We start from the raw sequence: 13,395 nt of genomic DNA, 5'->3' as shown, positions 1-13,395 counted from the left end.
CTTATGTCTTTATTGCAAATTGCCGAACCCAATCAAAGCGCCCAACCCCATCAGCATCGTTTTGGCCTAGGAATTGATCTTGGTACTACGCGCTCATTGGTCGCGGTAGTACGCTCAGGCAAGGCGCAAGTCTTAGAGGCAAGCGCAGCTACCGATACCTTATTACCTTCTGTGGTCTATTATCCAAGTATAGGTAAGCCGTTGGTTGGCTCTGATGCATTAGCCCACTTAGCGGATGATCCAAAAAATACGATCGTCTCGGCTAAACGTTTTATGGGTCGTAGTCAAGCTGATATCAAATTCTCTCATCCTTATGAGTTAAGCGGCAGCAAAGATGACATGCCAGCATTTGTGACGGCTCAGGGTGAAGTATCACCTGTTGAAGTATCAGCACGTATTTTAGCAGCGCTTGAGCTACGGGCAGCGAGCGCATTGCCTGCAGACAGTATCGAGGGTGCGGTCATTACTGTCCCTGCTTATTTTGATGAAGCACAGCGTCAAGCGACCAAAGATGCAGCCCAAGCGGCTGGTATTAATGTGTTACGTCTGCTAAATGAGCCTACTGCTGCTGCCGTCGCCTATGGTCTCGACCAGTCAACGCAAAACGGCGATAAAGAAAGTTATTATTTAATTTACGATCTGGGTGGTGGTACTTTTGACGTTTCTATCTTAAAGCTGACTGATGGCGTCTTTGAAGTATTGGCAACTGGCGGTAATAGTGCATTAGGCGGTGATGACATCGATCGTCTAATGACCAATTGGCTTATCAAACAATTAGCTATCGATCCTAAAGATGTGAGTCGTCATGATAAATCGATACTCGCCCAACAAGCCAAGGCTTATAAACAAGCCCTGACGGATGCTGAACAAGTTGATATCGATATCACGGTGAATGAGCAATCTTATCAAGGTGTGCTTCGCCGTACAGATTTGCTGGCTATTGCAGAGCCAGTGAGCCGCCGTACATTGAGCGTATGCGAACAAGTCCTGCGTGATGCCAAGCTTTTGAGTGCTGATCTAGACGAAGTAATTTTGGTCGGTGGCTCTACTCGTATGCCTGCTATACAACAAGTCGTGACAGAGTTTTTTGCCAAGCAACCACTTTGTCGTCTAAATCCCGATGAAGTCGTGGCTTTGGGTGCTGCCCAAACGGCGCATCAATTGGTCAATGGCGATAGTAATAACAACCTATTATTGTTAGACGTAACGCCGCTATCGCTTGGTCTTGAGACCATGGGCGGCTTAGTTGAAGTACTGATTCCACGTAATACGCCTATTCCAGTCAAAAAACGCCAAGTGTTTACCACCTATCAAGATGGTCAAACAGGCATGGTGATTCATGTGGTACAGGGCGAGCGCGAGACAGTAGATAACTGCCGTTCATTGGGTCGTTTTGAGCTATATGGTATCCCGCCGATGAAAGCTGGATTTGCTCGTATTGAAGTGACCTTTAGTATCGATGCGAATGGACAGCTAACCGTCAGCGCCCAAGAAACCACAACCAAGACAGAAAGTAAGATTGAGATTGTGCCTTCTTATGGGTTATCAGATGAGCAAAAAGAGCAGTTGCTCGTTGCAGGATTCAAGCATGCAGAAGAAGATAAAAATACACGTTCTTTAATCGAGACCAAAGTAGAAGCGGAGCGTGAAGTATTAGCGCTACAATCTGCCCTTAAAGAATTTGCAGCCTTATTGTCTTCTGAGGAGCAGCACTCATTGGCTGAGCAAATACAAGTGTTGCAAACAACGCTCAGTACTGATGATTTGGCACTTATCGAGGCACAGCAAGCAAAGCTCAAGCCTCACAGTGATGCCTTTGCTGCCCGTATTATGAATCAAAGCGTCAAAGCCAGCATGGCAGGCACGAATGCCCAAGATTGGTAGCAGATACATTTAAAATGTGACTTAGTCACCATACTAAGCTCATTTCTTATATTTTTATTCTTTTAATTGATTAGCACTGGAAAGACGATTTATGCCAAAAATTACCGTACTACCGCATCATGAAATTTGCCCTGAAGGCGCCGAAGTCGAGCTAGAAGCTGGCAGCAACTTATGTAAAGCGCTATTGGAAAAAGGCATTAAAATTGAACATGCATGTGAGATGTCAAAAGCCTGCACCACATGCCATGTGGTCATCCGTAAAGGTTTTAATAGTTTAGATGAAATGGATGATATTGAAGCCGATTTATTAGATCGTGCTTGGGGATTAGAGCCTGACTCACGCCTATCTTGTCAGGTCATGCTCGATGATGAAGATTTAACCATCGAGATTCCTAAGTATACGCTCAACCATGCAAAAGAAAACCACTAAACGCTAGAACACGTCCTAATATTAAAGTTTACTTCATTAGATAAAAAAGCCAGCTATCATAATAATAGCTGGCTTTTTTGCGCTTGATTTTATAAACATTATTTTTGGATGATTATTTATGACGATTGTCATTGATTGTCATTACGTTTGCTTGCTGCCGCTATGTCAGTTGCCACTTTTTCTTGCTCCTGCTCGACACGTTCAAGGGCAAAATTTAAGCGTGCTCTGATATCTTGATAATCATTATCCTTCATATCTTTAAAATTTAGATGCAAATTGAAACCTGGTAGTGTGTGATCAACCCACTTTGATAAATGACCTTTATACGTATCTGGATCCAGAACTTGCCATGCATTTACCTTGCTATCAAAACCCTTTAACTTGAACGCACCCGCATGCTGACAGTCATAATTATGACAGATATAATCGTAGGTACTCTCACTGACCAGTATCTCATCTTTACCAGCGCTCGACTCAAGTCTTGCCGCGAGATTGGCCTCTTTACCAATAAGAGTATAGCTTAGACGGTTATTACTACCAAAATTACCAACATGGCAATAACCTGTGCTGATGCCGATACGGATGTACAACCCCTCAAAGCCCATCAAGCGCCATTTCTGCCTCAAAGTTCGCATCTCGCGACGCATATCTATTGCCATTGCAATACAGTCTAAAGCATCTTGGCGCGCACCGCGACTATTTGGCTCACCGAAAAAACACACCATGCCGTCACCAATAAATTTATCCAGTACGGCGCCATGCTTGTTTGCTATCAATGTCATACAATGCATATAAGTATTTAAGATATCAGCCAAATTGTCAGCGCTCAAACTATCTGACAACTCCGTAAAGCCAACGATATCTGAGAACATAATCGTCAGCTTAGCGCGCTTATTAGCAACGGTAACTGGGCTATCAGATTTTACGATAGGCTCCCAGACTTGTGGAGGTATGAAGCGCGTCAACTTATTAATGACGGAGACCATCGTGCTTAAGCGCCCAACGGCCTGATGAGCACGAGTTTCATAACCAACATACTCTTGGTACACATGCCAAAACTGATACAGTATGACGATCATACTGGCTAATAATATTATTGGTGTGGTCCAGCCTTCGTGGCAATCTATGTCAGCATTGCTTAGGGTAACGCTAACATAATAGAAGACAATGACGGTTATTACAGAGACGGCAATCAGTTTTAAATGATTTTCAGGGCTACTAATAATAATTCTGAGTGCTATGAGCGCGGCTAAGCTAAGCGAAATAACCGTGCAAAACTGTATCGACCCAATAACTACCGATAGTAAAATGATAACAATGTTAGATGTCCAAAAGCTTTTTTGGCGGCGATAGTTATAAATCAAAATCATTAAACTTGGCAGACAAACAATAACGAGCAGTGCCATTGAAGTAGGTCTAAAATCAAAATGTACAGCAAGGAGTATTACGGTAAGCATTAAAACGAAGACTTCTGGATAGTCAAATCGATAAATCCCTTCATTTTTTGAAGAGTGATTTGGTCTCAGCGTGTCTAAAAAAGGCATATGAAGTATTCGCTTACGTAAAACAGGCTATGTAAAAAACTAAAAGGCTTGAGGATAGCACACGCGTACTACCTACCTCTATGCCAAGTTATGTATAAAATTGATCAATGATTACATTATACTTTTTAAATGCAACAAAACCCATGTCACTGATAGCCAAAAGCCTACCACTCATCACTCATCTTGTCTTAATATGCTACTAAATCGGGATTATAAGACATATCGTTTGAGCAAAACACAAAAAATCCAGATAATATTTATCTGGATTTCAAATACTTAAAACCTATTAATATATAAAAATTAGGGGCTGTAATAACTGAGCATAACGTTGGCACATAACCGTAAAACGACTAAGACACCAAAATAAGGCTTAACTTTAAACGTTTGGCCATTTTTCCAGTTATTTTGATGGGTCAATCGATGCCTAGTTAATCGATACCTAGTTAATCGATACCTCGCCAATAAAGTATCATTATCAATTTGCCAATCAAATTACCGACCTATTACTACTCAGGTATTTATTACATTTGCCAATCAAATGGCATTTGATGATGACCACGTAGCGCCATCATTAACGTTTGCTGCATCTGAGCCAACACTTCTTTAGTATAAGGAATAGCAGGGACGCCCCATACTGGATTTGGCCATTGCATGTCATTTTGATAGCGAACGATATGATGAAAATGAAGTTGCGGTACTTGATTACCGAGTGCAGCTACATTCATTTTATCAGCTTGAAAGGTCTTGGCTAGCTGACTCGACAACCAGCTTGACTCACGTAAAAACTGTGTTTGATCGGCTTCAGATAACTCATATAACTCTTTGATACCTGATACGCGCGGCACTAATATTAACCAAGGAAACTGGCAATCATTGATTAAACGACAAGTCGATAATGGGAAGTCACCCACTAAAAAGCTATCGGCAGCAAGTTTATGATGAAGTTGGAACATAATGACGGTTCTCTTGTTATGACACTCAGATAAAAGGAATATAAATCTAGAAAAGCAAAATTTAATTTACTAAAAAACAATAGGCTAAATATAGGATGTCGCTATTTTATCAGTTATCCGACCGATAAAATAGCGCTATGACTCATTGTCTTGACGTCCTACTTGAGCACTGGCTAGCTGACTTATTGAGCTGATTGAATCTACCGAAAATTATTGCCAAGCTCTCAAAATGCCGAAATGCCAAAACAACTACGCTGACTCTGCCACCATATGCTCGCTAAAATAGCGTAATAACTCTTGTATCGCGGTGACGCGCTGTTGCGGCGTTGCCAGCTTATCAGCATCTTGATAACGAATACCAGAAGCACCGTTCATACGATAACGCTGACCATTGCTCTGAATCAACTTAATAATTGCCAAGGCATCGACTGGCGTATCAGGTGCAAACTCTAATGTCATGCTATTACTATTGGCATCAATCTTATTAATCTTGAGCGGCTCAGCTTGTATACGCAGTCCGTGGATGGCGAATAACTGCTTAGTTTGCTCTGGTAATGTACCAAAACGGTCAATCATTTCAGTACGAATATCAATCAATGCTTCTTTATCATCGGCATTACTGATGCGTTTATAAAATAACAAACGCTGATGGACATCATGCAGATATTCTTCTGGTATCAATGCTGAGCTATGCAGATTAATCTCACTAGTCAGCGACAACGGTGTGCTTAAATCAGGCTCTTTACCCGCTTTAATCGCCTTAGTTGCTCGCTCTAGCATGTCCATATATAAGCTAAAACCAATCGCCTGCATATTACCACTTTGCTGCTTACCAAGTATTTCGCCAGCACCGCGAATTTCTAAGTCTTCGCTAGCCAGCATAAAACCTGCACCCAGCGTATTGGCGCGTTCAATCGCATGCAACCGGCGTTTAGCATCGCCTTTTAGACCTTTGATAGAAGGCACAAGTAGATAACAGTACGCTTGATGATGACTACGACCGACACGACCACGCAGCTGATGTAATTGTGCCAAGCCAAACTTATCGGCGCGCTCAATGATAATGGTATTAGCATTTGGTACATCAATACCAGTCTCGATAATGGTGGAGCATATCAGTACGTTGAATTTTTTATGATAAAACTGCTGCATCACTTGCTCAAGTTGGCGCTCTTGCATTTGCCCGTGAGCAACCCCTACTCTCGCCTCAGGCACCAATTCACGTATGGTTTCTGCCATACGCTCAATGCTCGCCACATCATTATGTAATAAATAAACCTGCCCACCGCGCAATAACTCACGCAAGATGGCCTCTTTCATTAGAGCATCCGTTTTTTGCATGACAAAGGTTTTAATCGCCAAACGACGTGCTGGAGGTGTCGCGATAATTGACATGTCACGCATACCTGAGAGCGCCATATTGAGCGTTCTAGGGATGGGGGTTGCTGTCATCGACATACTATCCACATCAGTCTGAATCGCCTTGATACGCTCTTTATGGCGCACCCCGAAGCGATGTTCTTCGTCGACAATCATCAAACCTAAATTAGAGAATTTCACATCAGGTTGTAACAGTTTATGGGTGCCGATGACAATATCGACTTTACCTGCTGCTAAATCTGTCAACACCGTTTCTTGATGCTTTTTGCCGCCAAAGCGTGAGAGCGTCTCGATACGCACTGGCCAATCAGCAAAACGGTCGCGGAAATTGTCTTCATGCTGACCGGCCAGCAAGGTCGTCGGCACTAGCACCGCTACCTGATAACCGGCGCTGACAGCAATGAATGCTGCCCGCATAGCCACTTCTGTTTTACCAAAACCCACATCACCGCAGATGAGCCGATCCATTGGTTGGTTTTGTCGCATGTCTTCCATCACCGCATGAATGGCATTGGCTTGATCCGGCGTTTCTTCAAAGGCAAATTGACTGGCAAAGAGCTCATACTGTGACGCATCTATTTTAAAATGAATACCGACTTTAGCTTCACGACGCGCTTGCATATTAAGCAGCTCGGCCGCTACGTCATGGATTTGCTCAAGCGCTTTTTGCTTGGCTTTATCCCATTTTCCGCTACCGATTTTGTGCAATGGCGCAAGCGCTGGATCACCGCCACTATAACGGTTAATCATTTGCAAATTAGCAACGGGCACATAAATACTGGCATCATCGGCATATTTTAAGTGAATAAACTCTTGCTCGCCATCACCCACATCTAACGTAATCAGCCCATTGTAACGCCCAATACCATGCTCGATATGAACAACTGGGCTACCTTCGGTTATTTCAGTAACACTCTTAACCAAGAACTCTTCAGACACGCCACTTTGACGACGACGGCGTGTTTGCAATACTTGGCGACCAAATAATTGCGTCTCACTAATCAGCACCAAACGCTCAGGAACATATACCCCACGTTCAATGGGCGCAACGGTTAAACCAACCTGCGGCAGCTTATTACCTTCAACATTGTTGGTCTTGTCCGCTGCTAAAAACGCCTCAAAGCTGTCATAAGCCTTAATGTCAATCTTGCCTTTAAACAACTCGATGAGAATTTCGCGGCGACCCGCTGTTTCAGCAACGATCAATATTGGCGTCGCTGTTTGCGCTTGTAACGCTAAAAATTCTAATAGCTGGGTAAGAGGCTCAGCCTTTTGGTGGTTAACGGTCAATTGTGGCGGCTCTTGCGCACTGAGCGTCACCAAGCCTTGTTGCTTACTCGGCGCAAGCGGCAGTTGTGGCTGTGAATCTGACTGCTCTTCAACTTCCAGCAATGAACCATCTGCTAACAATGAGTCATCGCTGTCAATCGCAGCAACATCCGTCATGCTAGCCAGCTCATTGCGTGCACTGAGAATCACCCGTGGATAATGATTAAGATGTTCGTTAAGAGTATTTGACAATAAATACAGCAACTCAGGCGCGACAATAGGTTTATCGATATCATGACGGCGCTCTTCATAACGGCGCTGAATTTGTGACCAGTAATCTACCTGTTTTTCATTAATCAATTCATCAGTGATAAACAGCGCATCGCTTGGTAAGTAAGCAAACAAGCTACTCTCTGCTGTCCACGCTTTTAAATCAAAAAATAGCGGCTGATAATATTCAAGTCCGCTACTAGCGATACCTGCCATTACGTCTTTATGTAGCTCAAACTTACGACTGCTCGCATTAGGGAACATTGTGGCGAAGTTGGTACGAAACATCTCACGCCCTTCATCAAGCGGAAATTCTTTGGCGGGTAGTATTTGGAATTGTTCGATAGGTTTTGAGATATCTGGCAACTTGTGTAGCAGTGATAGTGACTCTTTGCCCATGCTACTATCGTTGCCACTCATCATGGTTTTGAGGTCATCAACGGTCAATGTCCGCTGGGTTTGCGGATTAAAAAAACGAATGGTCTCAATCTCATCATCAAACAAATCTAAACGTAGTGGAAACGGCTGACCCATGGCAAAGATATCAATGATACTGCCACGTACCGCGAATTCACCCGGCTCAAATACATTCTCAACGGCGCGGTAGCCTGCCTTTGCCAGCAATCCGCGCTGGGTATTGATATCAAATCGATCACCAACGCTCAAATCAAAATGCTGCCCTATCAGCCAGCTTGGCGGTGCGACACGATGCATCAATGCCTGAACCGAGATGAGCAGCACGCCTGACGTTGGCATATCGGTTAATAGATTGATACGCTCACTAACAATGTCTTGATGCGGTGACAGCTCATCATAGGTCAACGTCTCCCAATCGGGGAACACATAAGCATCGACGCCGCAAAATGCCAATTCCGTCTCTATTTGATTGAGCTGGTTTTGGTCACGCGTCACCACAACTTTTAATCGGTCGGCAACATTCCATAGCGGTGTTTGCACCAGACTTGCTAGCCACAAACTGCTGACTGCACCATGCACAGGTGCCAGCCAACGCCGCTCGGCATTCTGGATAGGAAACAACTGCTGGTTAATTGGTTCAAAGGCGTCAGTCAAAGCAGTGATAGGCATAAAGAGTAGGATCAATGTTAAGAGTCAGAGAGCTATTATACGAATATTTCAGCAATTACCAAAATTTATGCCGTAACGGTTTGTCACTTAGCATTTTTATTAAAAAACCAATAGCCAAATAGTTGATAAAGATTATATTCGTATATAAAGACAGGATGATTAAATGTAAAAACCTCAACGGCTAAGCTGAGGTTTTTGAGTGCTATTTATTAAGCTGGTGTTAAATTAATGGCTTGTCGCTAGCGATAATACCGTTATTGTCTGCGTAGACAAACATACCAGAATTTAGTGTTAAATCACCAAAGCTAATTTCAATATCCGTTTGACCTTCATCGCGGCGATTGGATTTACGCGGAATGCAACCAAGTGCCATCACACCGATGTCCATTGCTGCCATATCATCAACATCACGGACGCAGCCGTATACGATAACCCCCGCCCAATCATTATCAATCGCTGACTGCGCAATCATGTCGCCTAGCAGCGCACAACGCATTGAACCACCACCGTCAACCACCAACACCTTACCGTTACCATCCTTGTCTTTACCATCGCTATTTAGTAATGATTTGACGCGACTATTGTCTTCGAAGCATTTCACCGTCACAATTTCACCGCAGAACTTGTCCTTGCCACCAAAGCTATGAAAAGACTTACCTTCGATATTAGGCAAACACACCTGCGACTCAGGATTGGCATCCAATAAATCACAGGTCACAAAGTTCTCTTTATCCATCGTTATTGATTCTGGCATGCCTGACATAGTGACGCTCCTTGTTATGTATGATTGGTTATTCATGACTGATTATTTATGACTGGGGCTTAATTTTAATCGTTCCCTTAACTTAATACTTAGGCTATTTTTTAACTTTAGTCATCGCTAGCATTTGCTTATTTTCGATGATATCAGTGGTTTGGATAGCAGGTTCAGTACGGTATTTATTACGCTGATAAACATCATGCGCACTCATCGCCATGGCAATGGCAACGCGTTTGGCGGAAATGGGATGCAGTGACAATGATTCTGAAACTAAGGGCGATATCAGCTGAAAGGCTTTTTGACCAATACTTTCAAGCGGACGACCTTTATGCTTGCCAAGTAACAAGGACGGACGGAAAATGACTAGCTGCGTAAAACCTAGCGCCATAATAGACTGCTCAGTTTCCGCCTTGACCCGATTGTATAAAAACCGACTATGAATATCAGCATTCATGGATGATAACAAAAAGAAGTTTTCAACACCTTTGTCTTGGCACAGTTTGGCAAAATTGACATTATAATCATGATCAACCTTTCGAAAGGCCTCATCGCTACCAGCCTGCTTCTTAGTCGTACCAAGACAGCTAAAAGCGTCCGTCTTTCGATCAACGCCAACGCTGGCAAATATTTCAGCCAAATTATCAAAATCATTAACCTGATAAAAACGCATGCTGGTATTGATATAGCGTGGCGGACGCCTTGCAATCACAATTAACGTGTCATAAAGCTCACTAAGCTGTTTGACAAGATGCTGTCCGACCAATCCTGTCGCGCCAATTACAATTGCTTTTCGCTGCATAGCCTATCCATTTATAGTGTGTTGAAAAATAGATGATAATGAAAAATCTGATTTTAAAGCCTATCACCAAAGCTTTTCATCTTAGGGCGTATCCTCATTTTAAAAATGGTGATAAAAATAAGATAAATTGCCACCAAACAAAGAAAATAGCGTAGATGCTATCGGAATAGTAAATAGTATCGGAATATTAACCAGCTATTTGACATTTCTTTTAACATTGTTTGGGAAGATTCAGCCCATTTAGATGTCCATCGATTGAATTGAGGACATGCCCTAGTATCATACCTAAATTAACGCACAACTGAGGGTATTCTATAGAATTTATTGTAAGAGATTTTATCGGCTAAGCGATTTATTCACTCATAAGCGGTTTTTAGTGCAACAATATTGATAAATATTTCAAGAAACAGTTGAGCGGAGACACAAAAAACTGTCGTATATATGATCACACAACTTCTTTAAGCATTAATCATCAAATATATTGTTCTAAGGGCGATAATTTGCTAAGATAACCGGCTTTACACGTTAACGCTGTTTAATTATTCCAAACAGTTTTGGCGCTTGCGATGCTCTATTGCTCATTTAGGTGCCTTTAATAATAGATAGGTACTTTAATGTTAGACATCGACATCATGTTTGGCGAGACGGCTGCTCGTTACCGATGATGGTTAAACCCTTTTTTATTGTAATCCACATTCATATTTTTATCTGTCTTTATCAAGGAGATTCGCGTGGCTAATACTGCACAAGCTCGTAAACGCGCCCGTCAAAACACCAAACGTCGTCAGAACTCTGCGTCACAACGCTCTATGGTTCGTACTTACTTAAAACGTGTTGATGCGGCTATCGCAGCTAAAGATTATGACGCGGCTACCGAAGCTTACAAAAAAGCGGTACCAGTTCTTGATCGTATGGCTGACAAAGGTATTATTCATAAGAATAAAGCTGCTCGTCGTAAGAGCCGCCTAAACAAAACCATCAAAGGCCTACAAGCTTAAGATTGGTTACGTTTAGACCACATCTTGCCTTTATAGCGTGATGACTAAAACCTTGTTACTGGTTCTAATACTGGGGCAAGGTTTTTTTATGTCTGATCGAAAAATGAGTAATAATTTTTTAAACAGTATTTAGATTAAATAGTATTTAGATCCATTTCACTTCTGGTGGTAAGAGCAATGTATTAGGATGAAAGCCGGCAGCACGGTAGTCTTCTAATAAAGTATGAATCGGGCGCACATACAATTCACCGCGCCAAACGAAGTGTGCTCTGGCTTGTTCAAACGGCTTATCATCAAACCACAAAAACACGCCTTCCATCATCTTTGGCCAATCATTCCAATCAATCTCGACCACATCAAACATCACTGCTAAAAAAGCAGACAACAAAGTATCATGACTAACAGCAAGCATGAGATGCCCTTGCTGCGGCTGATGCTGATAAAACAACGATAAAATATCGAGACCGCCTTGGTAAGCGTTTTTAGTCCCCTCTAAATTACCTTGCAAAAATCGATTGATAAAGTTGAGCACGCCAATTTCTTTAAATACTGGATTTGCTATTTCAGGCTCAGTCACTAGGCTACCAGGCTCGACCAACAATGACTGATGCGTAATATCACGTTGTAGTCCCGCACCTGCTTGCATCAGCTGCGCCGTGTCAATACAGCGTCCAATCGGACTTGAGATACTGTCTACATCGAGCGAGTACGGTAAATGCCCTGCCAACCAACGCCCCCAAGACTTTGCTAGTACTCGACCTTTAGGTGTTAGGGGTAATTGATAACTGGCAAAACCATTGCCATCAGAGCGTTCACGTAAGGAATGTCTGGTAAATAAAATCAGCCGTTTATCTTCAGGCAATAAGCTGACTGAGGAAATCATACTATCAGGCAAGTGCGAAGGCGCCGGAGCACTTGGAGTATGACTCGCAAGCTTTTCAGCAGACAGTTTTGAGGGAGTGTTATTGAGATATTTGCTCATGGTAGCAAGCGTAGCAGATTTTTTGATATGAATGAACAAAATATCAGTTCGATTGTAATATTGCTTACGAGTCTAGGCGGTTAGACTTCAAAATAAGCACTATTTTATATTCACTATTTTAAAAAATACGAATCAAGGTGACAAATAACTAAAAAGATATTTACTTTCAAGAGGCTAAAATTACTTAGCCGATATCAATGACTTTGTCCCACGCAAACGCTAATGCAGTGCTGCTCACTTCGTTTGGATACGCACGTGGATTGACAATGATTCGTGTATTACCAATACGGTAATCAAATGCTTCGTGTGTATGTCCATGTACCCATAGTATTGGCGCCCAATCTTCATGCATCCAGCCAGACAAATCACTGACAAAGGCGGCATTACTCGGTAGGTTGGCAAATTTTTCAGACACCGATAATGGGCTAATACTATGATGACTCATGACCACCGTTTTTTTACCCAATGCTTGCGCCATTATCAGTGCTTGCTGTAGCCACTGACGATGCTCAGTATGGATTTGCATCGATACTTCAGGTGAAAAAAGCTCTCCTCCAGCATAGATTTTTTTATAGTCACGCATAAAGCGCATAGCAGCAGCTATAGTGTCTTCATTGGCCTGATATTGGTAATCTGTCCATAAGGTACAACCTAGGATACGTATGTCACCAATATCAATATGTTGACACTGTAGAAAACGGACGCCTTGCTGCGACTGGGCATTATAATTGTCCCAAGTCGCCAGCTTTTTATCAAAATGTAGCACATCTTCATTAAAGTATTCATGATTACCAGCTATCGTAATTACAGGCACTTGCAAACGTGCTGCCTGCTCTTGTAGCCATGGCATACCACTATCGCTGTTGGCAGTATCGCCCGCAACTAATACCACGTCTGCATCAGTTTTGGGAATATGCCCTAGCGGATGTGACTGACGCGCATAACTGTCAATATGTAAGTCACTTAAAATCTGTAATTTCATAAGTTCTAATATCATTAAATAAACGTAAATAGTTTAGCACTTTTTGATATACCCGCAA

At 42.5% G+C, this 13,395-nt stretch carries 10 protein-coding genes; 3 read left to right on the top strand and 7 right to left on the bottom strand.

What is annotated here, in order from left to right; genetic code table 11:
- The first annotated feature begins 3 nt into the window (after positions 1–3).
- Positions 4–1,884, top strand: coding sequence for a Fe-S protein assembly chaperone HscA (hscA, locus tag JMW64_RS04735; RefSeq protein WP_201553609.1), 1,881 nt, complete (start codon positions 4–6; stop codon positions 1,882–1,884).
- A gap of 91 nt (positions 1,885–1,975) precedes the next feature.
- On the top strand, positions 1,976–2,314 hold the full coding sequence (fdx, locus tag JMW64_RS04730; RefSeq protein WP_201553608.1) for an ISC system 2Fe-2S type ferredoxin: 339 nt from the start codon (positions 1,976–1,978) through the stop codon (positions 2,312–2,314).
- A gap of 128 nt (positions 2,315–2,442) precedes the next feature.
- On the opposite strand, the gene JMW64_RS04725 is transcribed toward fdx, so the two are convergent.
- The 5 genes from JMW64_RS04725 to JMW64_RS04705 all read right to left on the bottom strand — a co-directional run bounded on the left by JMW64_RS04725 (position 2,443) and on the right by JMW64_RS04705 (position 10,375).
- Positions 2,443–3,858, bottom strand: a complete 1,416-nt coding sequence (locus tag JMW64_RS04725) for an adenylate/guanylate cyclase domain-containing protein (protein WP_201553607.1) — start codon at positions 3,856–3,858, stop codon at positions 2,443–2,445.
- Positions 3,859–4,379: 521 nt separating this feature from the next.
- Complete coding sequence (locus JMW64_RS04720) at positions 4,380–4,811, bottom strand: HIT domain-containing protein (RefSeq protein WP_045445060.1); 432 nt, start codon at positions 4,809–4,811, stop codon at positions 4,380–4,382.
- A gap of 249 nt (positions 4,812–5,060) precedes the next feature.
- Positions 5,061–8,816: a transcription-repair coupling factor gene (gene mfd / locus JMW64_RS04715; protein ID WP_201553606.1), complete on the bottom strand. Its 3,756-nt coding sequence runs from the start codon at positions 8,814–8,816 to the stop codon at positions 5,061–5,063.
- A 220-nt stretch (positions 8,817–9,036) separates the two neighbouring features.
- Positions 9,037–9,570: a ribonuclease E activity regulator RraA gene (gene rraA / locus JMW64_RS04710; RefSeq protein ID WP_201555029.1), complete on the bottom strand. Its 534-nt coding sequence runs from the start codon at positions 9,568–9,570 to the stop codon at positions 9,037–9,039.
- A gap of 103 nt (positions 9,571–9,673) precedes the next feature.
- Positions 9,674–10,375, bottom strand: a complete 702-nt coding sequence (locus JMW64_RS04705) for an NAD-dependent epimerase/dehydratase family protein (RefSeq protein WP_201553605.1) — start codon at positions 10,373–10,375, stop codon at positions 9,674–9,676.
- Between the two features lie 731 nt (positions 10,376–11,106).
- Between JMW64_RS04705 and rpsT the strand changes: the two genes are divergently transcribed.
- A complete protein-coding gene (rpsT, locus tag JMW64_RS04700) occupies positions 11,107–11,373 on the top strand; it encodes a 30S ribosomal protein S20 (protein ID WP_010200097.1) in 267 nt (88 codons plus the stop codon).
- 145 nt (positions 11,374–11,518) lie between these two features.
- Here the strand turns inward: rpsT and JMW64_RS04695 are convergent, their stop codons facing one another.
- Positions 11,519–12,355, bottom strand: coding sequence for a histidine phosphatase family protein (locus tag JMW64_RS04695; protein WP_201553604.1), 837 nt, complete (start codon positions 12,353–12,355; stop codon positions 11,519–11,521).
- Positions 12,356–12,539: 184 nt separating this feature from the next.
- The gene (locus JMW64_RS04690) at positions 12,540–13,337 is read right to left on the bottom strand and encodes a metallophosphoesterase (protein ID WP_227694065.1); all 798 of its coding nucleotides are present in this window, start codon (positions 13,335–13,337) and stop codon (positions 12,540–12,542) included.
- Positions 13,338–13,395 lie beyond the last annotated feature (58 nt).

The organism is Psychrobacter immobilis (assembly GCF_904846065.1).
Classification (GTDB): domain Bacteria; phylum Pseudomonadota; class Gammaproteobacteria; order Pseudomonadales; family Moraxellaceae; genus Psychrobacter; species Psychrobacter immobilis_H.
Note: the sequence above shows the minus strand (reverse complement) of the source record. Positions and strands in the feature narration are given on the sequence as shown.